This window comes from Actinomadura sp. NBRC 104425 (assembly GCF_030269545.1).
Taxonomy (GTDB): Bacteria; Actinomycetota; Actinomycetes; order Streptosporangiales; family Streptosporangiaceae; genus Spirillospora; species Spirillospora keratinilytica.
Genome location: NZ_BSTN01000007.1, coordinates 222,138 through 248,323, shown reverse-complemented (window position 1 = coordinate 248,323; position 26,186 = coordinate 222,138). Strand labels below are relative to the sequence as shown.

Here is a 26,186-nt window from a genome sequence, read left to right as displayed (position 1 = left end):
TGGGCGAGGAGGGATTTGAACCCTCACGTCCTTGCGGACACACGGACCTGAACCGTGCGCGTCTGCCGTTCCGCCACCCGCCCGGGTGCCGCCCCCTCTCGGGGGGTGCTCGAAAAGGCTAGCACGGTCTCGGGGGTGGTTAGGTATCCAGATACTTCGAGCGAACCTTCGCACCGATACGATCGTCTACCAGTGGGGAAGGGAGGTGCCCGTGGGCGTCATTCAGCGCTTCGAGCGACGGCTGGAGGGCATGGTCGAAGGTGCCTTCGCCCGGGCCTTCAAGTCGGAGCTGCAGCCGGTCGAGGTGGCCAGTGCTGTTCAGCGCGAGATGGACGACCGCGCCGCCATCGTGGCGGCTGGACGCACCCTGGTGCCGAACGACTTCGTCGTCGAGATCTCCGAACAGGACGGACAGCGGCTCCAGGTGTACGCCGACAGCCTGAGCCAGGAGTTGGCGAACCTGGCCCGCGAGTACGCCAAGGAGCAGGGGTACTCCTTCGTCGGGCCGGTGCGTGTCCGGTTCGAGAACGCCGGGGACCTGGCCACGGGCATGTTCCGTATCCGGTCCGGCGTCATCCGCGGTTCCACCGTGGAGGGCGGGGAGATCCGCCGTCCGGTGAGCGACATTCCGCAGGGGCGGGGCGGGGTGTTCGCCGGCCGGCCGCGGCTGCTGGTGACCACGGCGGTGGAGGGCGGGGACGCCACCCAGCGCACCTACGAGATCAACACGCCGGTCACGCTGCTGGGCCGCGGCACCGACTGCGACCTGCGGCTGGTCGATCCCGGCGTGTCCCGCCACCATGCCGAGATCCGCGTAGAAGGCCCCGAAGTCGTGCTGGTGGATCTAGGGTCGACGAACGGCTCCTTCGTGAACGGTCAGCCGATCCGGCGGGTCACGCTCGTCGACGGCTCGCGCGTCACGATGGGGCGGACAACCCTGGTCTTCCGCCGCGATAGGGAGTAGCCCCGACTCCGATGTCCGAATTCACCCTCACGCTGATCAAGCTGGCGTTCCTCGCGGTGCTCTGGCTGTTCGTCATCGCGGCCGTCGGCGTGATCCGGGCCGACCTGTTCGGTTCCAAGGCCGCCGCCCGCGCGGCCCAGCCGCCGCAGCGGGCCGCGCGGCCGTCCAGGCCGCCGCGGGCGCAGCGCAGCAACGTGCCGACCAAGCTGGTGGTGGTCCAGGGCGAGCGGGCCGGCACGGTCATCGATCTGACGGGGGCTCCGATCAGCATCGGCCGGGCGAATGACTCCACGCTCGTGGTGACCGACGACTACGCTTCGGGGCGGCATGCCCGACTTTACGCGCAGGACGGTCAGTGGATCGTGGAAGATCTCGGCTCGACCAACGGGACCTACCTCGGGCGCACGAGGGTGAGCCGGCCGATGCCGGTTCCGCCGGGCGTACCGATCCGTATCGGCAAGACGGTGATCGAGCTGCGCAAATGACTCTGGGAATTCGCTACGCCGCGCGGTCCGACGTCGGCATGCTACGCGAGGGCAACGAGGACTCGGCGTACGCGGGCGCCCATCTGCTCGCCGTGGCCGACGGGATGGGCGGACACGTCGGCGGCGAGATCGCCAGCGCCGCCGCCATCGCCGAACTGCGCAAGCTCGACAAGGAGCTGCCGGCCAACGAGCTGCTGGCGGCGCTCGAACACACCGTCAAGGCGGCCAACGAGAACCTGCACCACATCGTCGAGTCGGACCCGTCGCTGCAGGGCATGGGCACGACGCTGACGGCGATGCTGTGGGCGGGCAACCAGGTGGCGCTGGTCCACATCGGGGATTCGCGGGCCTACCTGCTGCGCGAGGGCAGCCTGTTCCAGATCACCCACGACCACACGCTGGTGCAGTCGCTGGTGGACGAGGGCCGGATCAGCCCCGACGAGGCGGCCTCGCACCCCCAGCGGTCGCTGCTGCTGCGCGCGCTGGACGGCCGCGGCGAGGTCGACCCGGACCTGTCGCTGCGCGAAGCCAAGATCGGCGACCGCTACCTGCTGTGCTCGGACGGGCTGTCCAGCGTGGTCACCGCCGATACGATCTTCCAGGTGCTGACCGACGTCGACGACCCCGAGCAGGCCGTCCGGCAGCTGATCGACCTGGCCAACCGGGGCGGCGGTCCGGACAACATCACGTGCGTGGTGGCGGACGTCGTCGACCTGGGGCAGCACCCGCCGCCGCCCGGCCCCGGCCATGCCGTCGGCGCCGCGGCCACGGCCCGTCCGCCGGACCTGCCGGGTGATCCCGGCACGACGCAGCCCGCCCCGCCGGGCGGCATGGGGCCCGAGGGCGGCGCCGACACTCCGGCGAGCCGGGCGGCGCAGCTGCGCGACACGATGCCGCAGCCGCCGGTGGCGGTGGACGAGATGCCGCCGCCGCAGCCCGCGCCGATGCCGATGGGGCAGCCGATGCCGGGCGGGGCGCCGGACGTGCTCGCCCCGCCGGAGGCCCCGGCCGCCAAGCGCCGCCGCGGCCCGCGCCGCTGGACGTGGCTGATCGTGACCGCCGGGGTGGCCGTGGTGGGGCTGGCCGCCGTGGGTTTCGTGGGCTTGCAGTCCGTGCGCAACGGCTACTACATCGGTGAGGAGAACGGGCAGGTCGTGCTGTTCCGCGGCACCACGCAGCAGGTGCCGGGGCTGGACCTGTCGCGCAAGGCGGCCGCCAAGGACCAGCCGAACCCGCCGATCATGGTGTCGGACCTGCCGCAGGACAAGCAGAAGGCGGTCAAGGAGACCTACACCGTCAGCGGCCCCGAGGCCGTGAAGGACCTGCAGAACGCGGTGTGCAAGTATTCGCTGCGCGAGCAGGGCGGCAAGGTCGTCATCGTCCAGGGGGCCGACCAGAAGAACTGCCGTGAGCGCACGGTCGCCGAAAGCACCGTCAACACCAGTGAACTTCCGGAGAGCGACGCGGCCGGCGTCCGCCAGGGGTCCTTCGCGTTCGTCGGCCGGTCGCAGGCCGAGCAGAAGCTCGCCGACCTGGAGCGGCGCCGCGACGCGTGCCGTACCGGCAGCCAGCAGATCCAGGGCTGTCCGGCCGACGGGGGAAAGTCGTAGATGAATCAGCTCGGGGAGCAGATCCGCCGCCAGCTGCCGTACCAGCGGCGCAACGCGGCGTCGCTGGCGCTGCTCATCTTCGCGATGGTGCTGACGCTGTCGGCGTTCGCGGAGGTGGGCCTGGCCCGTGACGGGCAGATCCCCGCCGGGTTGTTCGGGTACGGCGGCGGCCTGGTGGTGCTGGCGCTGGCCGCCTACTTCGTCCAGGCGAAGTTCGCACCGTACGCCGACCCGCTGCTGCTGCCGCTCGCGGTGGCGTTGAACGGGCTCGGCCTGGCCATGATCTACCGGTTGGACCTGGACACCCAGCCGAACCGGCGGGCCGCGGCGGCCGCGGGCCAGCAGGTGCTCAAGGACGCCGCCGACGCCCCGTCCCAGCTGATGTGGACCTTCGTCGGCATCGCGCTGTTCGTCGCCGCGGTGCTGATCATGCGGGACACCAACCGGACCGACGCGCCGCTGTCGTTCACCCCCAAGACCGCGCAGCGCTACACCTACATGATCGGCCTGGGCGCCATCATCCTGCTGCTGCTGCCGATCGTGCCGGGCGTGGGCGCGGAGATCAACGGCGCCCGGGTGTGGATCAACGTGGCCGGGTTCTCGGTGCAGCCGGGCGAGTTCGCCAAGCTGATGCTGGTGGTCTTCTTCGCCGGCTACCTGGTGAACAAGCGGCAGGCCATGTCGCTGATCGGCAAGAAGATCGGGCCGCTCAGCCTGCCCCGGGCCCGCGACCTGGGCCCGATCATGGTCATCTGGCTGTTCTGCCTGGGCGTGCTGTTCATGCAGAAGGACCTGGGCACGGCGCTGCTGTACTTCGGCCTGTTCGTGTCGATGCTGTACATCGCCACGCAGCGGGTGTCGTGGGTGCTGATCGGCGTCGGGCTGCTGGCGGTGGGCGTGTTCATCGCGACGCTGCTGCCGTTCATGGGGCACGTCAACCAGCGCATCGACATCTGGCAGAACCCCAAGCCGTACTTCGACGGCGGCTGCCTGCTGGAGAACGGCAAGGTCGAGCCGGTCAACCCCGACACCGACATCTACAAGCAGTACGACGAGGAGCTGGAGCGCAAGGCCGCCGAGTACGAGCGGGCCGGGGACACCGGGAAGGCCGAGCAGACCCGCCTCATCGGGCCCGGCTGGTACGCCTGCAGCAAGCTGGGCGGGGAGTACTCCGACAGCGCCCAGCTGATGAAGGGGCTGTTCGCGCTGGGTGAGGGCGGGGTCCTCGGCACCGGCCTGGGGCAGGGCGAGCCGTGGCGCACCCCGCTGTCGTTCAGCGACTTCATCTTCGACTCGCTGGGCGAGGAGCTCGGGCTGACCGGGCTGATGGTGGTGCTGCTGATCTACGCGCTGATCGTGCAGCGCGGCATGAAGACGGGGGTGGCCGCCCGCGACCCGTTCCTGAAGCTGTTCGCCGGCGGCGTGTCGTTCGTGCTGGCGCTGCAGGTGTTCGTGATCGTCGGCGGCGTCACCCGGCTGATCCCGCTGACCGGTCTGACCACGCCGTTTTTGTCCCAGGGCGGTTCGTCGCTGATGGCCAACTGGATCCTGATCGCCATCCTGGTCCGGATGAGCCACGACGCGCGCAAGCCGGCGCCGCAGGCGATCCAGGACGAGGGCATGACCCAGATCGTGAGCACGAGGTGATCCCGCACCGATGACCAGCCAAGCCGGACCTGTCCCCGACATCGAGCGGAGCATCACCCGATGAACATGGACAAGCCGCTGCGCCGGGTCGCGATCTTCGGGTTGCTGCTGTTCTTCGGCCTGATGGCGCAGGTCAACTACGTGCAGGGCAGCCAGGCCGAGGCGCTGCGCAACGACGACAAGAACACCCGCAAGTTCGCCGAGGTGTTCAACTCGCCCCGCGGGCAGATCATCGCGGACGGGCAGGTGCTCGCGCAGTCCGAGCCGACCGGCAAGGAGAACCCCAAGTACGGCCGCAGCTACAAGAACGGCCCGGTGTACTCGCCGGTCACCGGTTACTTCAACGGCGGCGCGTCCAAGGTGGAGCTGGCCTACAACTCGCTGCTGGGCGGCACCGACAAACGGATCACCCACCAGCGCTGGTTCGACATGTTCATCGGCAAGAAGGCCGAGGGCGCCAATGTGGAGCTGACGCTGAACACCGACGCCCAGGAGGTCGCCTACCAGCGGCTGAAGGCCAGCACCACGCGCCGGGCCGGGGCCGCGGTGATCGACATCAAGACCGGCGCGGTGCAGGTGCTGGCGTCCTACCCGTCGTTCGATCCGAACGAGGTGGCGCCGCAGAAGGGCACCAAGGGCAGCGAGCGGCTGATCCAGCTGGACCAGACCAAGGGCGTCATCAAGCCGCTGATCGACAACGCGATGAGCCAGACGTTCCCGCCGGGTTCGTCGTTCAAGACGGTCACCGCGGCGATCGCCATCGAGCAGATGGGGCTGAACAGCGGCTCGATCGTCAACACCGGCCAGCTGATCCTGCCGGAGTCGGGCAGGCCGCTGCCGAACTCGCACGACACCGGCAACTGCGCCGGACGGGCCTCGCTGCGCGGCGCGTACGCCGAGTCCTGCAACACCACGTTCGGCGAGCTGGCGCTGAAGATGGGCATCGAGCGGCTCAACCAGGGCGCCACCAAGTTCGGCTTCAACCGGCGGTTCGAGATCGAGCCGGACGTCTACCCCGCCGAGAGCGACGTGCCGGTGTCGGTGCGGAACCTGGAGACCGGGCAGATGACCCGGACCGGGCAGGACGGCACCGCCCGCTCCGGCATCGGCCAGGAGAACGTGCGGGCCACCCCGCTGCAGATGGCGATGGTGGCGGCCGCGGTCGCCAACGGCGGCAAGATCATGAAGCCGTATCTGGTGCAGACCGTGCGGGCCAAGGACCAAAGCGAGCTCTACAGCGCCGACCCGGAGGAGTTCTCGCAGGCCATCCAGTCCGACACGGCCGAGCAGCTGGCCGACATGATGCGCGCGGTGGTCACCGAGGGCACGGCCAAGAACCTGCAGGGCCTGAACATCGCCGGTAAGACCGGTACCGCCGAGCAGGGCGACGGCAACCCCAACGCGCGGTGGTTCGTCGGGTTCGCCCCGATCAACAAGCCCCGGTACGCCTTCGCGGTCGTCACCGAGGGTCCGGGCAGCGGTGGCACCGCCGCCGGCCCGGTGGCCGGCGCGATCATGGCCCAGGTGCTGAAAAAGTGAGCCGCGATCTCGTCCTGAACGACCGGTACCGGCTGGTGCAGCCGGTCGCCACCGGCGGGATGGGCGAGGTCTGGACGGCCCGCGACGAGCGGACGGGCCGCGACGTCGCGGTGAAGCTGCTGCGCGAGGACGTGCCGCCGGACGTGGCGGCGCCGGAGCGGTTCGCGGCCGAGGCCCGGTGCGCGGAGGTGCTGCGGCATGAGGGCATCGCCCGGGTGTACGACCACGGCACCCACAGCGGCCGGGCTTATCTGGTGATGGAGCTGGTGCCGGGGGAGCCGCTGTCGGCGGTGCTGGCGCGGGTGGGCAGGCTCACCGCATGGCGCACGCTCGATCTGGTGGCGCAGACGGCGCGGGCGCTGGCCGCGGCGCACCGCGCGGGGATCGTGCACCGCGACGTCAAGCCCGGCAATCTGCTGGTGACCGCGGACGGCACCGTGAAGATCACCGATTTCGGGATCGCGCGGGGCCCCGAGTCGGCCGGGGTGACGGCGGCGGGGCGGGTGATGGGCTCGGTCCGCTATCTGTCGCCCGAGCAGGCCACCGGGCAGGAGCTGACCCCGGCGGTCGATCTGTACGCGCTGGGTGTGGTGGCCTTCGAGTGCCTGGCGGGCCGGGTGCCGTTCGACGGGGACACGACGGTCGATACCGCGCTCAAGCATGTCCGGGAGGCACCGCCGCGGCTGCCGGACGACGTTCCGGCGGACGTCCAGGCGCTGGTGTTCACGCTGCTGGCCAAGGAGCCGGCCGAGCGGTTCGGCGGTGACGCGGGCCGGGTGGCCGAGCGCGCCGCCGCGCTCCGCGACGCGCTGCCGCCGCCGGTCCCGCCGGGCGCCGCACCGGTGACCGCCCCGGAACCCCGGCCAGGCATTTCCGATAATCAACACGATTCACCGCGACGGCCGCGCGGGTCGCCAGAATTCGTCCGCGGTTCACCAAGGTTTCCCCGAGGATCGCCGGGGCGACCCGGGGATCCGCAGCGGGCGCCCGGCACGCCGACCGAATCGCCGGAACTTGACGACAGCTTTACGCCCGGTAACCTGCGCGTCGGGGACATGCCGGAGCAAGGACGCACGGCACCGGCGCATCGCAGCCGGGCAGGCGCACCCATCCGCGAGCCAGGCCGGCCCGGTGGGCTCGACCTGCGGGGATCGGCTCCGGCGGGGCCCGGAGCCCGCGGCTTGCGGCCCGTGGGTCTTGCCTCCGCGCGGCCCGTCCGGGACGATCGTGAGCCGCGGCCAGGACCGAGGGCAACAACCCCGTACCGCAGCGCGTCCCCTTCTACAGAAGCCGACCACAGATCCGACCGGGACCGCCCCCGGCCCGAAGCCAGCACCCGCACCGACGGGGAGGACCACGACTCCGTCAACTCCGAGCCCGGATCCCTCGCACGTCCACCGCGGGGGGCTAGGTTCTGAGACAAGGTGTAGACGTACGAGGGAAAGTGCACATATGAGTCAACCTCGGCTGCTCGGCGGCCGCTACCAGCTCGAGGGCGTCATCGGGCGCGGCGGCATGGCCGAGGTCTACCGTGCCAGAGACCTGCGCCTCGACCGCGTCGTGGCGGTCAAGACACTGCGCTCCGACCTGGCTCGTGACCCCACCTTCCAGGCCCGCTTCCGGCGGGAGGCGCAGTCGGCCGCGTCCCTGAACCACCCGTCGATCATCGCCGTGTACGACACCGGCGAGGACTCCGTCGGCGACACCTCCATCCCGTACATCGTCATGGAGTACGTCGACGGCAGCACACTGCGCGACCTGCTGCGGGAGAACCGGGCGCTGCTGCCGGAGAAGGCGCTGGAGATCACCGACGGCATCCTGCGGGCGCTGGACTACAGCCATCGCGGCGGGATCGTGCACCGCGACATCAAGCCGGCCAACGTGATGCTGACCCGCAGCCACGAGGTCAAGGTCATGGACTTCGGCATCGCGCGGGCCATGGCCGACTCGGCCGCCACGATGACGCAGACCGCCCAGGTGATCGGGACGGCCCAGTACCTGTCGCCCGAGCAGGCGCGGGGCGAGCGGGTCGACGCGCGCAGCGACATCTACTCCACCGGCTGCGTGCTGTACGAGCTGCTGACCGGCCGGCCGCCGTTCACCGGCGACTCCCCGGTGGCCATCGCCTACCAGCATGTGCGGGAGGAGCCGGTGCCGCCGTCGCAGCTGAACGCCGACATCCCGCAGTGGGCCGACGCCATCGTGCTCAAGGCGATGGCCAAGCACCCCGACCACCGCTATCAGACCGCCAACGAGTTCCGGCAGGAGATCCAGCGGGCGCTCCACGGGCAGCCGGTCGCCTCCACCGCCGCGTCCACCATGCTGATGGGCGCGCAACCGCAGAGCACCCAGGTGATGGGCGGGGTGCCGCCGCGCACCCAGATGCAGCCGCCGGTCGGCAACGACTACGACCTGCCGCCGGTGCACTACGAGGAGCCGCAGCGGCGCGGCGGCGCGGGCAAGAAGGCCGCGCTGTGGGTGGCGCTGGCGGTGGTGTTCATCGGCGGCGCCGCGCTGGTCGGCTGGGCGCTGTCGGGCCGCGGCGGCGAGGAGGTCAAACAGGTCGCCGTGCCGAGCAGCATCGTCAACCAGTCCCAGGACGAGGCCGCGGCCGCCCTCGCCCGGGTCGGGCTGAAGGTCGGCCAGACCAAGGAAGAGTACAACGACAGCGTCCGCCGCGGCTATGTCATCAGCACCGACCCGCGGCCGGGCACGCAGGTCAACGAGGGCTCGCTCGTCAACCTGGTGGTCTCGCGCGGCAAGAAGCCGCCGGAGCAGGTCGAGGTGCCGGACGTGACGGGCCGCCCGTACGACGAGGCGGCACAGATCCTGACCGCGCGCGGCTTCCGCGTCTCCCGCGACTACGCCTCGTCGTCGGACGTGCAGCGCGGCCTGGTGATCCGGACGACCCCGCCGAGCGGCACCAAGGTCGACGAGAAGTCTCGCGTGGTGGTCGTGGTCTCGACCGGCCCGAGCCAGATCCAGCTGCCGGACCTGTACAACCAGAGCCAGCGCGCCGCCTGCAACCGCCTCAAGGCGCTGGGGCTCAAGTGCAACGTGCAGAAGCAGCCCGCCCCGCCGGACAAGCCGGTGGCCCCGGGCCAGGTGTTCGCGCAGAGCCCCGAGGCCGGTGCGACGGTCGCGCCGGGTGACACGGTGACGGTCACGGTGAACGAGCCGGCGCCGACCAGCCCGACCCCGACTCAGGAGACGCCGCAGAACGGCCGGCAGCCCCACTTCGGCTGAAGCCCCGAAAACCGACCGCGAGAGCCCCGCCCTCCCTGGACCGGCGGGGCTCTCGCGGTGTTCGGCCGGGCCCCGGATGTCTGTCCAGGGATCCGGGGCCCTTGCTTGTGCGGAGGGAAAACCGTGGTCGTGGACGCCCCCGATGACCACGGGACAAGCATGACCCGTCCGCTCACTGCTCGCAACAGAAAGAATTCGGAAAGTGAGGATTCCGGGGGCGGAGCTGGCGAGAACGTAAGAAAGGGCTTCCGCCACTCGGGGGCAATGGCGGAAGCCCTCTCGTGATGGTCTTCGGACCCGGGGAGAGACGCGTTACGGGTTTGCGAAGAAATTTTTGCCCTGCACCGGCGAAGGGCTCGCCGCCACCCCCGTCACACGGTAGAAGCGCAGGTGGCCAGCCAATTGCGGAGCAGCGCGTGGCCGGATTCGGACAGCACCGATTCGGGATGGAACTGCACGCCCTCCAGCGGGCGGCGCCGGTGCCGCAGGCCCATGACCACCCCCTCGGGCGTGCGGGCGCTGATCTCCAGGACGTCACCGGGCACGGTCGCCGGCTCGACGGCCAGCGAGTGGTAGCGGGTGGCGGCGAACGGGTCGGGCAGCCCGGCCAGCACGCCGCGTCCGTCGTGGTGGATCGGGCTGGTGTGGCCGTGGACGATGCACGGCGCCCGGCTCACCACCGCGCCGTAGACGTGGGCGATCACTTGGTGGCCGAGGCAGACGCCCAGCAGCGGCAGACCGCGCCGGTCGGCGTCGCGGACGAGGTCGAGGCAGACGCCGGTATCGGCTGGATGCCCCGGGCCTGGGCTGATCAGCACGCCGTCCACGTCGCGGGCATCGTCCAGCACCACGTCCGAGCGGTCCTTGACCACGCAGTCGGCGCCCAGCTGCCGCAGGTACTGGACGATGTTGAACACAAAGCTGTCGTGGTTGTCCACGACCAGAACGCGCACAGCCCCATTGTCCCAGGTCATCGGGATGGGGAGGCGGGGGCGGAGGGGGCGGGGCCGTCGACGACGCCGTGGTCGAACGCCAGCTTGGCGTCCAGCCAGGGGAACACGACGTACCACAGCAGCAGCACGGCCGCGGCGGCGAGCGCGAGGGCGGCGAGCAGCTTGGTCCGCAGCCGCTCGCCGGGCAGGTGCCGCCAGATCCAGGCGTACATCGCGTAGTCCTCCAGGGTCAGCCGCCGGCCTGCGGGCTGGTGGGGGCGGTGACGCGCGCCCGCGTCTCCACCAGCCGCCCGTAGACGATCAGCCGTTGCGCGGCGGAGTACTTGGGATGGCAGGTGGTCAGGGTGATCAGCCGTTCGGTGGGGCGGCGCCGCGGATGGTTCGGCACCGGCGCGATCACCTCCACGTCGTCGGGCTCGACGATCTGGCGTCCGGTGACCTGGTAGACGAACTGGCGCCGGCGGGTGTCGATGAGGATGCGGTCGCCGCGGCGCAGCTCGCCGATGCGGTTGAACGGGGCCGAGTAGGTGGTGCGGTGCCCGGACACGACGAAGTTGCCGACCTCGCCGGGCATGGCCGTGCCCGGGTAGTGGCCGGGCCCCTTGCGCAGGTCGGACGGCTGCACGCCCTCGACGATGACGTACCGGTACTTGCTGCCGAGCCTGGGGATGCGGATCATGGCCAGGCCGCTGCCGAGCTTGACCTTCTCGGTGGTGACCGGCGGCGCCTGCCACGCCTTGGCCAGCTGCTCGCCCAGCCGGTCCTGCTGCTCGCGGGTGTAGCGGTCGGTCCCCCACAGGCTGTAGACGACGAACAGCAGCAGGACCAGCCCTCCGGTGATGAACAGCTCGCCCAGGCCACGGATCAGCGTCCGCACCGCGCGTCGTCCCCCCTTCGCTGGTCGGTCGGGCCACCGTCCGCCGCCCGGCTAGGGCGCCGCGTACGGCGGCACCGTGGCGTGCTTCATCGTCACGTTGCCGGTGAAGGCGGGCAGTTCCACATGGCGCAGCGTCCGCACCGTGTACCCCAGCCCGTACTCGCGCACGTACCGGCGGTAGACCGCGATCTCGGGCGAGTCGTCGAGTGCGGCCCGCAGCCGGGCGGGGTCGCCGACCGCGGTGACGCGGAACGGCGGCGAGTACACGACCCCTTGGAGGATCAGGGTATTGCCCACGCACCGCACGGCGCTGGTGGAGATCACCCGCTGGTCCATGATCTGCATGCCGGTGGCGCCGCCCGCCCACAGCGCGTTCACCACGGCCTGCACGTCGACCTGGTGGACGACCAGATCGTCGGGGCTCGTCCCGCGCGGCAGCTCACCGGACTCGGGCTGCGGCGCGTCGTCCAGCGTCACCCGCACGCCGCGGCCGCGCAGCGGGGTGAAGCCGGACGCGGCGGCCAGCCGGTCGGCCTGCGCCTGGGCGTCCTTGACCCGCGTGTCGTGCCGTCCGGCCTGCCGGGACGCCCGGTCGACCTCGGCGCGCAGCCGCCGGTACTCGGCGCGTTCCCGGTCGCCGCGGCGCTGCTCCGCGATGATCAATTCGGTCAGCCGGGTGCGGCCGGTGCCGCGCAGGTCGGTGCCGCGGGACGTGCTCGCCCCGGCCGCGAACAGGGTTCCGGACAGGACCGTCAGGAGCGGAAGGATGCTTCGCCACGCTCTACGCCGTACGCTGCTCACCAGCGACTACGCTAACCGACAAAGACCCATGTGCGGACCGGCGCTCCGGCCGCCGACCGCCCGAGGAGATCGATCCGACCGTGGCCAAGTCCAAAGTCCGCAAGAAGGCCGTCTACACGCCGCCGCAGAAGTCCAAGGCGCCCGAGGTCAGCCCGCGTTGGCTGGCCCCCACCATGATCGCCCTGTGGCTGCTGGGGCTGGCCTGGATCGCGACGTTCTACGTGACGGCGAGCACGGGCACCGAGCTGCCGCTGATGACCGACCTGGGCAACTGGAACCTGGGCATCGGATTCGCCTCGATCATCCTGGGCGTGATTCTGTCCACGCGCTGGCGCTGACGGTCCGCCGGTCGGCGCACGGCCGCGTCCGGCCGCGTTGTCCACAGGCGTGCGGGCCCGCGGCGCGGAGTTGTCCCCAGGTTTTCCACAGCCCTTGTGCGTTCCGCCATGCCCGGACGCGGCCGGATCCGGCCGCCGCACGCCGCGTCGCCGCGAGCGGTCGCGGTGCGCGCACGGCCGGGTCACAGCAGCACGCCGCCGGAGCTCAGCTCCGCGGTCTTCACCGCCACCAGGACGGCGAGCACCGCCAGGACGGCCACCGGGGCCGCGATGTGCACCGCCTGGCGGGCGCGGCCGGGCGCGTAGGCGTAGGCGGCCGCCAGGATCGCGCCGGTGACCAGGCCGCCGACGTGGCCCTGCCAGGAGATCCCCGGCACCGCAAAGGTGATCACCAGGTTGATCACCAGCAGGAACACGATCGGCCCGACCTGGCCGCCGAGCCGCCGGCCGATCACGAAGTACGCGGCGAACAGACCGAAGATGGCGCCGGACGCGCCCACCGCGCCCTCAGCCGGCGACTGCAGGTACAGCAGCACCGACCCGCCCAGGCCCGACAGCAGGTACAGCGCCAGGAACCGCCAGCGGCCCAGCACCTGCTCCAGCGCCGGGCCGATCGCCCACAGCGCCCACATGTTGAACAGGATGTGGGTGATGCTGAACGAGCCGCCGCCGGGCCGCTGATGCAGGAACATCGAGGTGACCAGGCGATACCACTCGCCCTCGGCCACCCCGATCACCTGTCCCGTGCGTCCGATGCCCTGGCCGACCATCATGTAATCCCACACGACCCGCACGGACGACAGTTCGGCCAGGTAGACCAGCACGCAGATGCCGATGAGCGTGTACGTCACCACGGGCGTCGCCGACCCCGGCACGCGGGCGCCCAGCGCGGTGCGGGCCTGGCGGACGTCCCGGTTTCCCTCCGCGACGCATTCGACGCACTGGTGCCCCACGGCCGCGTCCCGCATGCACTCGGGGCACATGGGGCGATCGCACCGGGTGCAGCGGACGTACGTCTCCCGCCCCGGATGCCGGTAGCAGGTCGGTACCGGCGTCCCGGCTCCGGACGCGAGGTTGGGGTCTGTGCTCATTCGGCGGCTCCGCGGGCCTGTGCGTGGGCTCTCACATGTTCTACGACTGGCGGCGCTCGATCGTCACCGACTGGATGACGACGTCCTCGCGCGGCTTGTCGCTCGGGTCGGTGGGGACCTTGGAGATACGGTCCACCACGTCCGTGCCCTGGATGACCTTGCCGAAGATGGTGTGCCGGCCGGTCAGGTGGCGGGTGTTGGCGACGTTGGTGGTGATGAAGAACTGCGAGCCGTTGGTGTTCGGCCCGGCGTTGGCCATCGCCAGCAGGTACGGCCGGTCGAACTTCAGCGACGGGTGGAACTCGTCCTCGAACTGGTAGCCGGGCCCGCCGGTGCCGCGGCCCAGCGGGTCACCGCCCTGGATCATGAAGTTCTCGATGACCCGGTGGAAGATCGTGCCGTTGTACAGCGGGGTGTTGGCCTGGGTCTGCCCGGTCTGAGGGTGCCGCCACGTCCTGGTGCCCTCGGCCAGCCCGACGAAGTTCTCCACGGTCTTGGGCGCCTTGTCGGGGTACAGCTGGAGCACGATCGGGCCGAGCGACGTCTGCAGCGTCGCGAAGATCTCCTCCGCCATGGCGGGCCTCCTCGTCGTCGAGTCGGGAAGTGTCTCGGATCGGTGCGTTCGACGCGTTCGCACACGTCGACTGCGGTCACACACGCGGCCTGCTCACCCTGCGTGACGTTTGGGACGCGCAAACGGGGTTTACCCACCGCCTCCTGGGAAGGGTGCCGACAGGACCTCGCAAACAGGGAGGTTAGCGTGTCCCTAAAGATGAGCATTCGCCGTAGGCCGCGAGAAGTGCCGTTTCCGCGGTTGGAGCGTATGCAGGAGGCGTGCCGGCAGGGTGCGCTGTTGTGCCGGCAGGGCGCCTCCAGCGCCACCGAGCGGATCGTCCCGGCGGCGCGCCAGACGCGTGACATCGCCACCGAGCGCGTGCTCGTCGCACGCGAGTGGAGCGCGCCCCGGCTGGCCCGGGCCGCCGGGTACGTGGAGACGGATCTGGCCCCGCGGGTGAGCGCGTTTCTCACCGAGATGGCCCACCGGGTGGAGCCGCCCCGCCGGCAGCGGCGCGGCCGCAACGCCGCCCTGGTGACGGTGGCCGGCATGGCCGCCGTGGGCGTGGCGGGCGCCCTGCTGACGCGGCGCAACGCCATGCGCGAGGCGATGGACGAGCTCGGCGGGTCGCAGTCGCAGCACCAGTCGTCCGACGGCCAGATGCGCCAACCCTAGGGTGCGTCCGGTCGATCATGATGGGCCCGCAGCAGTGCGGCGACCAGGGCGACCCCGACCACAGTTGCTCCGTCGGCAGGGCGGCCGCCGCACCGGTCCGCTCGCACCGGACAGCGAAACCGCAGACTCACAAGCACGCAGCGGACGCCCCGGCCCCGCACTCAAGAGCCGGATGCCAAGATCCACCGGACATGACCTTAGAGGGAGTCATCGGTGAGGGCCCGGCCGGGCGGCCGGGCCCTCACCGTGAGCTGGGATCTTCCGTAGCAGTAAGGGGGCAATTCCGGCGATAGCTACCAACCGGTACCGTGAACGCCATGTCGCCGAAGGCCCGTTCGCTACGGCAGTTCATCGCCGTCCAGGCCCGCCGCGCCGCACACGCGGCCGTGCACCGCGGCTGGGAGTGGATCCAGCGGCAGGGCGAGATCACCCCGCACACCCCCGGCCGCCGCCGCTTCGCCTACCTGGGCGAAGGCGTCTGCATCGGATTCCCGATCGGCGCCATCTACGGCGAACCCTGGATCTCCATCGGAGACCACACGCTGGTCGGCACGCACTGCACGATCTCCGCGGGGTTCGTCCCCGGCCTGGACCTCGGCCCGGACCTGATCGTGCGGATCGGCAAGGGCTGCTCGCTGGGCCGCGGCACGCACATCGTCGGCCACCAGTCCATCGAGATCGGCGACGACGTGTTCACCGGCCCGAACGTCTACATCACCGACCAGAACCACAGCTACGACGACCTGGACACCCCGATCGGACGGCAGTGGCCCGAGAACAACCCGGTCGTGATCGGCGACGGCTGCTGGATCGGCACGGGCGCCATCATCCTGCCCGGCACCCGCCTGGGCCGGAACGTCGCGGTGGCGGGCGGCGCCGTGGTGCGCGGCGAGTTCCCCGACCACTCGGTGATCGGCGGCGTCCCCGCCAAGGTGCTGCGCCGCTACGACGCCGAGCTCGGCTGGCAGCCGCCCCTGCGCAACCGCTCCCTGGCCGCCGTGGAGAAGGCGGCCAACCTGGCCCCCGTCACCGACCTGCACGAAGAGGCCGGCTGACCGACAGTCCGCCGCTCTGATCGATCGCGCCCCCATCGGCCACGGCACACCGAGCATGCGCGGCCGCGCCGGCAAGGCCTCTCCGCCATGCCTGAAGAAAGCCGGGGACTCCGCCACGGCACGTGGGCAGCGGAGCCGCGCCCCGCAGCGAGACGCCGCAACGCTCACCACGCTCAGGGCGTCCCCGAACAACGACCGCGACGATCAACCGCGCCGCGGCGGAAACGGCCACGCGAACCGCCCGGACGACGTCCCCTGACCGGCCACGGCTCCAACGCCCTTCCCGAAAAGGCACACGACCACGGACACGCCAGGCATCCACATGGGCGCAACCGCCCTGGGGAGGCCGCGCCCGTTGCCGTCATTCGGGTTGTGGCTTAGGAGGGCCGGGGGTCTCCAGAGCGGCGGGAGCTGTGAGCGGCAGGGCCGCGCCCCCCATGCGAAGCGCCGCGACGATCGCCGCGTTCGAAACGTCCCCCCGAACGGCGGCCACGGCGGTCACGGTCACCCGATGCACCGCGGTGGAAACGGCCGCGCGGACCGCCGGGACGGCGCCCCCCGCTCCGCTGCGGACGCTCGGGGATCAGCGGCTCCTCGATCGGGATGCCGGACGGCTGCCGCGCCCCCGTGAGGCGGACCAGCTCCTCGTCGCCGGACGACACCCGGATGCGGCGGGCGTCGATGCCCGCCCGGCGGGTCATGGCGGTGGTCGCGCGCACCTGGTGCGGCAGCACGAGCGTCACCACGGTGCCGCGCTCGCCCGCGCGCGCCGTGCGGCCCGCGCGGTGCATGTAGTCCTTGTGGTCGGCGGGCGGATCGACGTGCATGACCAGGCTGACGTCGTCGACGTGGATGCCGCGGGCGGCGACGTCCGTGGCGACCAGCACGTTGATCGAGCCTTCGCGGAACTCGGCCAGGGTGCGGGTGCGCAGGCCCTGGCTCTTGCCGCCGTGCAGGCCCGCGGCGCGCACCCCGACGCTGGTGAGCTGCTTGGTGAGCCGGTCCACACCGTGCTTGGTGCGGGCGAACAGGATCGTCCGGCCCTCCCGGCTGGCGATCTCGGCGGTGATGATGGCCTTCTCCTTGGGCGCCACCAGCAGCAGGTGATGGTCCATGGTGGCGACGGGCTCGTCCACCGGGCCGATGGCGTGCGTCACCGGGTCGTTGAGGTAGCGCTTGACGAGCACGTCGACGTCGTCGTCCAGGGTGGCGGAGAACAGCAGCCGCTGCCCACCCGGCCGGGCCCGGTCGAGGATGTCGGTGACGTCGGGCAGGAAGCCCATGTCGGCCATGTGGTCGGCCTCGTCCAGCACGACGATGCGCGTGTCGCCGAGGTCGCAGGCCTCCTGGCGCATGAGGTCCTTGAGCCGCCCGGGGGTGGCCACCAGCACCTCGACGCCGCGGCGCAGCGCGTCGATCTGCTTGAACATCGAGGTCTGCCCGATGACGGTCTTGAACCGCAGGCCGACGGACCGGCCGAGCGGCTCCAGGTTCGTCTGGACCTGCTGGGCCAGCTCTCGCGTGGGCACCAGGATCAGGGCGAGGGGACGCTTGGGTCGGGCCTTCTGCCCGGCCAGACGGGCCAGCAGCGGCAGGCCGAACGCCAGCGTCTTGCCGGAGCCGGTCTTGCCGCGGCCGAGCACGTCCCGGGCGGCCAGCACGTCGGGGATCGCGGCCGCCTGGATGGGGAAGGGGTCGTGGATGCCCTGCCGGGCCAGCGCCGCCACGAGCTGTTCGGGCAGCCCGAGTTCGGCGAAGGAGGGCAGGGCGATGTCGTTGTCAGCAAGCGTTACGGTCACGCATAACCTTCCGAGAGGGGGCTGCGTCTCGGGAGGCCACCTTGGTTTTCGGAGCGGTGGGCTGCGCAGACGAGCCGGGACGCGGGGGCGTCGAAGAAAAGTTCGGTTCGGCCAGTCTAACGCCGGGAGGGCGCGCGTTTATGCCCGATCCTCTCGGATCCCTCTCACCACAGCCGTCCGCGAACGGGGCGCGGGGCGGTGGATCCGACGGTCACCGGCGGGACGCACCGATCCCGAACGTCGCATCGGAGGCGTCGACGCGGTCGTAGAAGTTGTTCTGGACCACGGGCGTGTCCGCCGCCCCCGGCCGCCGCTCGGAGGCCGGGGACGACGGCATGTCCGCAGCCAGGTCGAGGGAGTGCACGTCGTGCCCCGGGACGAGCAGGAACGCCTCCGTCGTGAGTTCCTTCACCCCGACCCGCACCTTCCGGAAGTCCGACGGCCGCCACAAGGTGTACTCGCCGCCCACCACATCGTGGAACACCCGGCCGGACAGGATGACCGCCAGGTCGCTCCCCGACTCCCGCAGCGCGGTCCGCAGCGGCGCGCTGTCGCACAGCCGGGTGACCTCGACGACACCCCGGCCGTCGTAGCTCTCCGCGCCGCGCACGGCGGTGCCGTGGTGGATCGCCAGCCGCAGCCGCACCCGCACGTCGCCTGAGACGCCGCGGTTGTGCCGCCGCAGCGCGGCCGCCAGCTGCCGCACGTAGCCGTCCACGACGCGGGGCTCGGGCTCGCTGTCGGGAAGCACGGCCAGTTCGCCGTCCCCCGCGACCTGCCGGTCCCAGGCGGCGCGGTGCAGGCCGGCACGTTCCGCCGCCTCACCCAGCACCTTCAGCAGCCCTCGTTGCAGCCGCGCCTGTCCCCGGTCGCCGCGCCGCCCGTACCCTGTGGCGTCCGCCGAGATCAAAAGGCGCCGTGCGAATGTGCGTTCTCGTGGCATGCGTCCTCCCCCGCCGTCGGCTCCCATGTCAGGCCTCGCCGCGCAGCCAGCGGGCGTACTCGTCGATTTTGCGGTTGAGCTCCTTGTCCTGCCGGACGCGCGTGCGCTCCAGCTCCGCGTCGCGGTCGCGTTGCCGGGCCCGGTCGAGCCGGTCCAGTTCGCCGAGCTCGGTCTCCTTGGCCGACTGGTCCCGGCGGCGCCGCAGCTCGTCGTCCAGTTCGAACAGCGTTTCGCCGGTGCCGAGCTGCCGGGCGATGTTGCGGTCGTAGGCGGTCGGTCCGGACAGCCGCTTCGACAGCACCGGCAGGCAGTCGACGACGACCAGCAGCAGCCGCAGCAGCCACGGCCCGACCAGGACGAGCAGGCTCTCGCCGCTCAGGGACCCGAGGGCCTTGTGCTCTTCCAGCAGCCCGATCTCGCCGTCCGGCGGGGGAAGCTGCGCCTTGATCGCCTGATTCATCTGCGTGGCGTAGTCCCGCGCGACCGATTCGCGGCTCTCGACCAGCGTCTTGATCCTTTCGTCGAGGTCGTTGATCTCCTTCTGGCGCGCGTCCAGCCGGCTCTGCTCGGCGAAGCTCTCGGCGTCCCGGTTGGCCTCCGCGCAGCGCGGGCCGGCGCCCCACACACCGCTGAGGCCCGGCCCGTTGTGCCCGTTGCACTCCTTGCGGGCGTCGTCCCGCAGGCGCTGCAGCGACTTTTTATCGGCGTCGAGCTTCTCCTGCTTGTTCTTGCGCTCGCTTCGCAGCGTGGCGATGTCGGCGCTGACGGCGCCCGGGTCGGCGGGCACGGTCAGCAGCAGCCTGCGCACCCGGCACCGCTCGCGTTCGGCGGCCGTCAGCTCCCGGTACGGGACGGGATTGCACGCCTTCAGCGCCGACTCCCGCTCGGCCCGTTCCAGGACGCGGTTCTCCGCGACCTGCCGGTGGATCGCCGGTTCGAACACCTTCAGCAGCAGCGGCTCGGCGATGACGAAACCGAGCAGCCCGGCCAGGACCAGCCGCACCCAGAACGACCGTCCGGCGCTCTGGGAGCCGTGCATGGTGGTGATCAGCCAGCTGTCGATGCAGAAGATCAGCCAGCCCCAGAACGCGGCGACCGGTGCCAGCAGCAGCCAGTGCACGTCCAGGAACTTGACCAGCGCGGTCCACATGGACACCGCCGCGAGCGCACTGGTGGTGAGCACCAGTGCACCGACCTTGGTGTAGTGGGGCCGCAGCTCGGGGGTGTAGTCGAGCACGTTCTCCACCACGCCGATCCGTGCGCGCAGCCAGCGGCCGACGCCGTCGCCGGGCGGTGCGGGACGGTAGGGCTGCGCCCCGCCGGGTCCGGCGGGCTCCGCGGACCCGGCGGGGCGGGCGAGCTGGGCGACCATCAGTCCTCGTCCTCGGAGAAGAAGTCGTCGGCCTCGGGCAGCTCGGACCCGGGCTCGGCGGCGGCGTCGAGTTCGGGTCTGGGCTCGGCGGCGGCGTCCAGTCCGGGTCTGGGCCCGGCGGCGGTGTCCAGCTCGCCCCTATACGTCGTGATCAGCTGCACCATGAGGCGGCAGACCTCGTCGTAGCCGACCTCATCGAGATGCCCGCGCTTGGCCAGTTCCTTCACCAGGCTGAAGGGTTCCCTCAGCGCCCGCTCCTGCTGCTCGCGCTGCCAGGCGACGTCGCGGTCCTCGACGGCCCACGCGCGTTCCCGGTCGGCCTTGCGCAGGGCGAACTCCCTGTCCTCCAGCTCGCGCCGGCGGGCCTCGGCATCGGCCTGGCCCTGCTGGAGCGCGGCGGTGATCTGCTCCGCCGAGCCCTCGCCCTTCTGCAGGGCGTAGTAGGCCGCCGTCTGCGGGTCGCGGCCGATCGCCTCGGTGAGCATCCGGGCCTGCCCGGCGGCGAACCGGTTGTCCTCCTCGGCCAGCCGGTGCCGGCTGCGCTGGCGCGTCATGTCGATGCTGTGCTGCTGTTCGGCCAGCCTCAGCTCGTGGCTCTTGGCCTGCAGCTCCTGCTCCCTTACGCGGGCGGCCTCGAGCTGTTCGAGCTGCATCTGCTGCCGGGTGCGCGCGACGTCGGTGAGGAACTGCTGCTCGTTTCTGAACCGGCTGTCGTAGTAGTCGACCAGCTCGCCGGGGGTGAGCACCTGCGTGCTGACGTACACCACCCGCATCCCGGGCACCTCCGGCGGGACGTGCTTGTTGTAGGACTCCACCTGGGTCTGCACGATCAGCGAGACCTTGTCGACGTCGGAGATCTTGTACGGCAGGCCGAGCTGGAACAGCTTCTGGTATCCGCGCAGGTAGTCGAGCAGGACCGTGGTCGCGTCGCCCTGCCCGCATTTGACGACCTTGTCGGGCTCCAGCACCGTGCACTGGAAGTGGGCGCGGACGGTGAACTGCTTGGCGTCGGCCGACGGGATGGCCAGCTCCACCGAGACCCCGCGGTTGACGGTCAGGTCGACGACGCTGACGTGGGTGGCGCGCACCACGATGTCGTCTCCCGGCCCGAGGCGCCCGTGGTCGACGACGTGCCTGCCGTCGACCAGGTAGACGTACGCGTGGTCGGCCTTCGGCGCCGGCAGGTCCGCCCAGTCCCGCCTTCTTTCTCCCAGCCCGAACCAGCCGGACCTGCCCACCGGCGGCAGGGGCTTGGACTCGACGATCGGATAGGGCGTGGGCATGTCATTCCTTTCTTCCGGGCCGCGTCCGGTCCAACGTCCTGATCAGAATCTGGACGAGCGCGGCCGAACGGTTCACGCGCCCGCGGTTGCGGACGCGCCTGGCCAGGTCGCGGGCCAGCGCCGCGCGCTCCGGCTCCGGCAGCGCCGCACGCAGCCCGACCCCCAGGCACCGGGCGAGGCCGGACGCCTCCGCCGCCGAGGAGGCGAGCGGCTCCAGCGCGTCCAGGCCGTCGTGCAGGGCGGTCAGCGCCCGGGCGCGGACGGGCCGGTGCCGCAGCAGCGCCGCCCACATGCGGGCCACGACCGGGGTCTCCTCCGGCCGGTCCCGGATGTACCTGACGATCGCGGGCCGCCCGGTGCCCGGATCGCGCGCCGACACGACGGCGAGCGCGGCCCGCAGGTACGTCCGGCGGCGGTCCTTGCGGGTGTCGCCCCGGCCGTCGACCCGCCCGCTGAGCCGGTTGACGACCTGCCGCCCGCCGTCCCTGGCGACCAGGCCGGCGAACAGGTCGCCGAACGCATCGGCGGCCAGCGCGCTGAGGTCGCCGGGCTGTTCGACGAGCTGCCACAATCGCCGGGACGCCTCCGTCGGGTAGCGCATGCCCAGCTCGCCGACGAACGCGACGATCGCGGTACGCCGCGCCTCGCGGGACCCGTAGGACGCCCAGCGCACCGCCGTGCGCAGCGCGATCGGCCGCAGCTCCTCGTCGAGGCACATGAACCAGAGCGTGGCGGCGGCCGCGTCCCGGCCCTTGACGCCCGCCCTCCCGGACGACCAGGGGTCGAGGTAGGACTGCTCGACCTCGTCGAAATGCGAGTGCGCCAGCAGGGCCAGCCCGGACGCGATGCGCAACCGCCAGGCGTCGTCCTTCACCGCCTGGTGCAGCCACAACCGCACCGCGTCCCAGAACTCGACGCCGCACTCGTCGGACAGCCGCTCCAAGACCAGGCGGCGGTACCCCTGCTCGCGGAACGCGACGGACTTGCGCCGCACACCGTCCACCACGTCGACCTTCTTTATGAGGGCGTGCTTGAGCAGCCGGTCGCCACGGCTCCGGACGGCGGGCACCGCGGGCGGCGGCTCGGCCGCGGCGCCGCCGTCCTGGACACCGGCCGGCTCCTGCGGGTAGTGCCGCGGCCGGGTCGCGGCGAGCAAGTCCTGCAGCCGGGCCCGCTCGCCCTCGAAGTCGCGCACTCCGAGCTGCGAGGCGAACGCCAGCGTGGTGATATCGAGGATCTCCTCCAGGGTGGGAGCGCCGTCGAACCACTCCTCGACGGCGCGCCGCTCCGACTGGTCGAAGACCGCCGCTACCGCGTCCCGCGGCGACGCCCGGTCCACGGCGACCCGCCGTGCCACCGCGACCAGGTCGGACATGGCGTGGTCGGCGGGCAGCGCCGCCACGATCTCCGCGATCACCTCGTCGGTGGCGGCGCCGTCCAGGTGGGCGCGCAGCGCCCGCGCGGGGTCGGGGCGTTCCCAGACGATGCGCCGGACGGCCTCGCCGACCCTCCGGTCCTGCTCCCAGGTCGTGATGACGAGGTGGTCGCCCGCCTCCCGGACCTTGCCGCAGAGCACCTCCCACCGGTGGTCGGCCTCCCGGCCCTGCTCGAAGGTGAGCCGGTCGAAGACGACCAAGCCGCGGCCGCCGCCACCGCCCTTCTTCCGGGCCGACTTGCCGGCGAGTTCTTCGAGCGTCGCGGTCGGGGACAGCGAGACGATCGGGGCGTCGGCCGGCAGCACGTCGCGCAGCAGCGCGATCGCGCCGGTCCGCTTACCGCAGCCGCGCGGCCCGGCGAGCACCACGACCCGGTCCTCGGCCAGTGCCCGCAGCGCGTCGGCGTACGGTGCGGGCCTGACATACCGCTCCACGGTCGTGGAGACGACGGCCGAGTCGAGGCGACCGGTCTCCGGTGCATCGCCGGTGCCCCTGGGCGTGGACGCTCCGTGCGCGGTGACACCGAAAGTCGCACCGTCCGCGGTGACCGCGTCGTGGAAGGCGTTGAGGATGAGAGTGACCGCCTGGCCCGCGGACGGCTCGGCGGAGGCGTCGTCCCCGTCTTGCCGTGTGCCGTCGCCCTCGCCGTCGTCGTGGCCGCCGCCCGCGCTCGCCGCGTCCTCGCCCGCCGCGTCCTCGCCCGCCGCGTCCTCGCCCGCCGCGTCCTCGCCCGCCACGGCCTCGCCCGCCACGGTTTGCACGTCCTCGTCGGCCCCCTCGACCGCCTCGGCATCCTCCCGTTCGACCACGGTTCACCCCCGCGTCCTCCCGTCGTAGTGCTGCACGACACCGCAGCCGCCACCCACACCCACCACGACCTCGCACACCACGGCCCGCACATCCCCGTCGGCCCGCTCGCCCCCTTCGGCATCCCGCCGCCCGACTACCACGGTCACCGCCGCCTCCTCCCGTGGTAGTTCTGCACGACGCCGAAGGTGGCGCCGCGCGCATCGACCTTTTCGTGGAACTCGTTGTGGATGTGCGGGGTCTCGGGGGCCTGCTCCTCCTCGGGTTCCTTTTCGGACGTCTCCTCGGCCTTCTCCCCGGGCGTGTCCCCGGGCGGGGAGGCGGACCGCTCGCGCGCGCTCCCCACGATGTGCAACCGCGGATCGCTGCTGATCATCTGCTGGTACAGATGGGCCAGATCGGGGCCGACGTCCAGCCCGGCGGTCTCCCGGATGTACTCCCTGACCCGGTGGTAGACCTCGACGGCCTCCTTCTGGCGGCCGGCCAGGTACAACGCGGCCATCAGCAGCCCGGCGACGGTCTCGTCCCCCGGGTCCCGCGCGAACTCGGCCTTCAAGTGGGGGATGCGGGCATGGTGCCGTCCCAGGCGCAGAGAGACCCGCTCCAGTTCGACCCGGGCCTGTTTGCGCTCCTCGACCAGAGACTGCCGCCTGGCGTCCACCCGCAGGCCGACGAGATCGGCCATCGGCTCCGCAGAAGCGATCCGCAGCGCCTCCTCCAGCAGTTCGGCGGCCCGGCGGTCGTCGGCCCGCGCGGCCCCGTTCACCAGGGCGCGGAACCGCTCGACGTCGACCGACCCCGCGGGCGTGCGCAGCCGGTACAGGCCGTCCCGCGACTCAAGTGCGCCCGGCAGCCCGGCCTGGGCGAGCACCTTCTTGAGCTTGCCGACGAGCTTGTAGAAGTCCTCGCGAGCGGTGTCGGACGGGTCGTCCCACAGCGCGCCCATGAGCTCGTCGCGGGAGACCCAGCCCTTCGCGAGCAGGAGCATCGCCAGCAGGCAGCGCGCCTGGCGAGGCCCCACGTCCAGCGGCCGGCCGTCACGCAGGACACCGACCGTCCCGAACAGCTGGAACCGCACCGCCGCCGGGACTGAAAGCGCGGCCGCCGGATCCGGAACGGCGAGACTGTCGACCATTGCTCGGTCCTTTCTGTGTCGGTGAAGTGGAATTCCCCGTTGCGATCCCGGTCGGCGCCCCGGCCGCCCGCCCGGTATCGCCCTGGACGCTCTGGCCATCGGAAAGACAGCGATTTCCGCGGGCTGGAGGAAGGCCATGGACGACACCGAACCGATGCAGCCGGTGTTCCGGAAGAGCTCCCGGTCGGGGGCTGCCAACTGCAACTGCGTGGAGCTCGCCGGCACGCCCGGCCACGTCCTGATCCGCGACTCCAAGCGCCCCGACGGCGGCGTCCTGCGGCTGAGCAAGGCGGCGGCGCGGGCACTGCTGGAGGAGCTGCGCAGCAAGTGAACGACGGAGAGAGCGCCTTGGCCCCCGCTGCCAAGGCGCTCTCTCCGCGTCCAGACCGGGGGGCGACCATCAGCACCGGTCCGCCAGTTCCGCGATGAAACTCACCGACTCGTCGGGCGACAGGGCGCCCTCCAGCGCTTTCGCGAACGCCTCGCGATAGAGCGCTATCTGCCGGTCCGCGTGTACGACCTCCACGCGGTCGAACAATTCCGACTGCACGATCGGCCGGTCCCCGGCGAACTCGAACAGATGGAAGGTGAAAGTGGCGGCCCGGTGCGGCCCGGCGTCCAGCGGCCGGACCAGCAGGGTCATCTCGGGTTCCCGCGCCGCCGCGACCAGACGCTCGAACTGCCCGCGCATCACCTCGGGGCCGCCGACGGGACGGCGCAGCGCCGCCTCGTCGATCAGCACCGTCATCCGCGGCCGCGGGTGCCGGTCGAGCGCCCGGCGGCGGGCCTGCCGCAACTCCACCAGCCGTTCGATGCGGTCGAGCGGCTGGTCCGACATGGTGGTGATCAGCTCCCAGCTGTAGTCGCGGGTCTGCAGCATGCCGGGGATCAAGCCGGCCTGGTGGGTGGACATGCGGTCGGCGCCCTCCTCCAGGACGAGCAGCGTCTCGAAGTCGTCGTGCACGAGGTCGGAGTAGGGCGCCCACCAGCCGGCGGTGCCGTCCAGCAGCGCCAGCACGTGCCCCGCGTCGCCGCCGGCGACCCCGTACAGGGCGAGCAGTTCCTTGACGTCGGCCCGCCGGACGGTCGCCAGGCCCGCCTCCAGGCTGCCGAGGCGCCTGCCCGTCCAGCCGATGCAGCCCGCCGCCTCGTCGAGATCGAGCGCGGCCTGCCGTCGCAGCGCGCGCAGCGCATGGCCGAGCCGCCGCCTGCGGAGGTGGACGTCGGGCAGGTGTCGCGCCATGCAGATCCTCCCGCCGGACTCGATGGGGATTTTTCGTTCTGCATTTTGCAGTATGAATGCCGTCCGCAAGCCGCCGCAACTCGGACGGACCGCCTCACTTGCCGTGACGCCCCCGCGGAGCGGGCCAGACCGCGCGCTTCACCCGCACCGCCACGCCGGGCAGCAGACAGGCGAGCGCGACGATCAGGGCCCAGGTCGCGGCGCCTGTGAGGCCGAGCACCATGAACAGGCTCCCCGCCAGCGCAGCGGACCGTTCCACGATCTCCAGGACGCTCTTGGACTGCGGCGGGCGCGGCCCCTGGGGGTAAGGCGAGTGTTGCCGCGAGGACAT

At 71.6% G+C, this 26,186-nt stretch carries 26 protein-coding genes and 1 tRNA gene; 11 read left to right on the top strand and 16 right to left on the bottom strand.

The annotated features are described in order from the left end of the window. Positions 1–83: transfer RNA gene (locus QSK22_RS14065), tRNA-Leu, on the bottom strand. Positions 84–211: 128 nt separating this feature from the next. On the opposite strand from QSK22_RS14065, the gene QSK22_RS14060 reads away from it, so the two are divergent. From QSK22_RS14060 to pknB, 7 genes are read left to right on the top strand one after another with little or no spacing between them, the layout of a single operon-like run. Continuing rightward, positions 212–964, top strand: a complete 753-nt coding sequence (locus QSK22_RS14060; protein ID WP_285494564.1) for an FHA domain-containing protein — start codon at positions 212–214, stop codon at positions 962–964. Positions 965–975: 11 nt separating this feature from the next. Then, positions 976–1,449 (top strand): FHA domain-containing protein FhaB/FipA, encoded by a 474-nt coding sequence (locus tag QSK22_RS14055; protein ID WP_285494563.1) that lies wholly within the window; start codon positions 976–978, stop codon positions 1,447–1,449. After that, positions 1,446–3,059, top strand: coding sequence for a Stp1/IreP family PP2C-type Ser/Thr phosphatase (locus QSK22_RS14050; protein ID WP_285494562.1), 1,614 nt, complete (start codon positions 1,446–1,448; stop codon positions 3,057–3,059). The genes QSK22_RS14055 and QSK22_RS14050 overlap by 4 nt, the downstream gene beginning before the upstream one ends. Beyond that, positions 3,060–4,706, top strand: a complete 1,647-nt coding sequence (locus QSK22_RS14045; RefSeq protein WP_285494561.1) for an FtsW/RodA/SpoVE family cell cycle protein — start codon at positions 3,060–3,062, stop codon at positions 4,704–4,706. 60 nt (positions 4,707–4,766) lie between these two features. Then, on the top strand, positions 4,767–6,245 hold the full coding sequence (locus tag QSK22_RS14040) for a peptidoglycan D,D-transpeptidase FtsI family protein (protein WP_285494560.1): 1,479 nt from the start codon (positions 4,767–4,769) through the stop codon (positions 6,243–6,245). Next, on the top strand, positions 6,242–7,663 hold the full coding sequence (locus QSK22_RS14035) for a serine/threonine-protein kinase (protein ID WP_285494559.1): 1,422 nt from the start codon (positions 6,242–6,244) through the stop codon (positions 7,661–7,663). Before QSK22_RS14040 ends, QSK22_RS14035 begins: the two co-directional genes overlap by 4 nt. A 34-nt stretch (positions 7,664–7,697) precedes the next feature. After that, positions 7,698–9,491 carry a Stk1 family PASTA domain-containing Ser/Thr kinase gene (pknB, locus tag QSK22_RS14030; protein WP_285494558.1) on the top strand — a complete coding sequence of 598 codons (1,794 nt, stop codon included), beginning with the start codon at positions 7,698–7,700 and terminating at the stop codon, positions 9,489–9,491. 371 nt (positions 9,492–9,862) lie between these two features. Here pknB and QSK22_RS14025 read toward each other — a convergent pair whose 3' ends face one another. Genes QSK22_RS14025 through QSK22_RS14010 form a run of 4 tightly spaced genes read right to left on the bottom strand, consistent with a single transcriptional unit; the run spans position 9,863 to position 12,122 of the window. Continuing rightward, a complete protein-coding gene (locus QSK22_RS14025) occupies positions 9,863–10,444 on the bottom strand; it encodes an anthranilate synthase component II (protein WP_352231448.1) in 582 nt (193 codons plus the stop codon). A 17-nt stretch (positions 10,445–10,461) separates the two neighbouring features. Continuing rightward, complete coding sequence (locus QSK22_RS14020) at positions 10,462–10,656, bottom strand: hypothetical protein (protein ID WP_285494556.1); 195 nt, start codon at positions 10,654–10,656, stop codon at positions 10,462–10,464. A 17-nt stretch (positions 10,657–10,673) separates the two neighbouring features. Then, positions 10,674–11,321 carry a class E sortase gene (locus QSK22_RS14015; protein WP_285494555.1) on the bottom strand — a complete coding sequence of 216 codons (648 nt, stop codon included), beginning with the start codon at positions 11,319–11,321 and terminating at the stop codon, positions 10,674–10,676. A gap of 51 nt (positions 11,322–11,372) precedes the next feature. Continuing rightward, positions 11,373–12,122 (bottom strand): DUF881 domain-containing protein, encoded by a 750-nt coding sequence (locus tag QSK22_RS14010; RefSeq protein WP_285494554.1) that lies wholly within the window; start codon positions 12,120–12,122, stop codon positions 11,373–11,375. Between the two features lie 80 nt (positions 12,123–12,202). Here QSK22_RS14010 and QSK22_RS14005 point away from each other — a divergent pair, with 80 nt between their 5' ends. Continuing rightward, the gene (locus tag QSK22_RS14005) at positions 12,203–12,460 is read left to right on the top strand and encodes a cell division protein CrgA (RefSeq protein ID WP_285494553.1); all 258 of its coding nucleotides are present in this window, start codon (positions 12,203–12,205) and stop codon (positions 12,458–12,460) included. Positions 12,461–12,642: 182 nt separating this feature from the next. Here QSK22_RS14005 and QSK22_RS14000 read toward each other — a convergent pair whose 3' ends face one another. Then, positions 12,643–13,551: a rhomboid family intramembrane serine protease gene (locus QSK22_RS14000; RefSeq protein WP_285494552.1), complete on the bottom strand. Its 909-nt coding sequence runs from the start codon at positions 13,549–13,551 to the stop codon at positions 12,643–12,645. 40 nt (positions 13,552–13,591) lie between these two features. Then, complete coding sequence (locus tag QSK22_RS13995; RefSeq protein WP_285494551.1) at positions 13,592–14,125, bottom strand: peptidylprolyl isomerase; 534 nt, start codon at positions 14,123–14,125, stop codon at positions 13,592–13,594. A gap of 240 nt (positions 14,126–14,365) precedes the next feature. On the opposite strand from QSK22_RS13995, the gene QSK22_RS13990 reads away from it, so the two are divergent. Together QSK22_RS13990 and QSK22_RS13985 are read left to right on the top strand one after the other, a co-directional pair. Continuing rightward, positions 14,366–14,782, top strand: a complete 417-nt coding sequence (locus QSK22_RS13990; protein ID WP_285494550.1) for a hypothetical protein — start codon at positions 14,366–14,368, stop codon at positions 14,780–14,782. 317 nt (positions 14,783–15,099) lie between these two features. Then, on the top strand, positions 15,100–15,837 hold the full coding sequence (locus QSK22_RS13985) for an acyltransferase (RefSeq protein ID WP_285494549.1): 738 nt from the start codon (positions 15,100–15,102) through the stop codon (positions 15,835–15,837). A gap of 377 nt (positions 15,838–16,214) precedes the next feature. Here QSK22_RS13985 and QSK22_RS13980 read toward each other — a convergent pair whose 3' ends face one another. The 7 genes from QSK22_RS13980 to QSK22_RS13950 all read right to left on the bottom strand — a co-directional run bounded on the left by QSK22_RS13980 (position 16,215) and on the right by QSK22_RS13950 (position 24,612). Next, positions 16,215–17,636 (bottom strand): DEAD/DEAH box helicase, encoded by a 1,422-nt coding sequence (locus tag QSK22_RS13980; protein ID WP_285494548.1) that lies wholly within the window; start codon positions 17,634–17,636, stop codon positions 16,215–16,217. Between the two features lie 211 nt (positions 17,637–17,847). Further along, positions 17,848–18,579 (bottom strand): hypothetical protein, encoded by a 732-nt coding sequence (locus QSK22_RS13975; protein ID WP_285494547.1) that lies wholly within the window; start codon positions 18,577–18,579, stop codon positions 17,848–17,850. Positions 18,580–18,607: 28 nt separating this feature from the next. Further along, positions 18,608–19,951: a DUF4407 domain-containing protein gene (locus tag QSK22_RS13970; protein WP_285494546.1), complete on the bottom strand. Its 1,344-nt coding sequence runs from the start codon at positions 19,949–19,951 to the stop codon at positions 18,608–18,610. Then, positions 19,951–21,234: a hypothetical protein gene (locus QSK22_RS13965; RefSeq protein WP_285494544.1), complete on the bottom strand. Its 1,284-nt coding sequence runs from the start codon at positions 21,232–21,234 to the stop codon at positions 19,951–19,953. Before QSK22_RS13965 ends, QSK22_RS13970 begins: the two co-directional genes overlap by 1 nt. A gap of 1 nt (position 21,235) precedes the next feature. Next, positions 21,236–23,479, bottom strand: coding sequence for a hypothetical protein (locus tag QSK22_RS13960; protein WP_285494543.1), 2,244 nt, complete (start codon positions 23,477–23,479; stop codon positions 21,236–21,238). A 3-nt stretch (positions 23,480–23,482) separates the two neighbouring features. Beyond that, positions 23,483–23,626 (bottom strand): hypothetical protein, encoded by a 144-nt coding sequence (locus tag QSK22_RS13955; protein ID WP_285494542.1) that lies wholly within the window; start codon positions 23,624–23,626, stop codon positions 23,483–23,485. Next, positions 23,623–24,612: an AfsR/SARP family transcriptional regulator gene (locus QSK22_RS13950; protein WP_285494541.1), complete on the bottom strand. Its 990-nt coding sequence runs from the start codon at positions 24,610–24,612 to the stop codon at positions 23,623–23,625. Before QSK22_RS13950 ends, QSK22_RS13955 begins: the two co-directional genes overlap by 4 nt. Before the next feature lie 136 nt (positions 24,613–24,748). Here QSK22_RS13950 and QSK22_RS13945 point away from each other — a divergent pair, with 136 nt between their 5' ends. Then, the gene (locus tag QSK22_RS13945) at positions 24,749–24,943 is read left to right on the top strand and encodes a DUF397 domain-containing protein (RefSeq protein WP_285494540.1); all 195 of its coding nucleotides are present in this window, start codon (positions 24,749–24,751) and stop codon (positions 24,941–24,943) included. 69 nt (positions 24,944–25,012) lie between these two features. On the opposite strand, the gene QSK22_RS13940 is transcribed toward QSK22_RS13945, so the two are convergent. Beyond that, entirely contained in the window at positions 25,013–25,855 is an 843-nt protein-coding gene (locus tag QSK22_RS13940) for a helix-turn-helix domain-containing protein (RefSeq protein ID WP_285494539.1), read from the bottom strand. 94 nt (positions 25,856–25,949) lie between these two features. Further along, positions 25,950–26,186: a hypothetical protein gene (locus QSK22_RS13935; RefSeq protein ID WP_285494538.1), complete on the bottom strand. Its 237-nt coding sequence runs from the start codon at positions 26,184–26,186 to the stop codon at positions 25,950–25,952.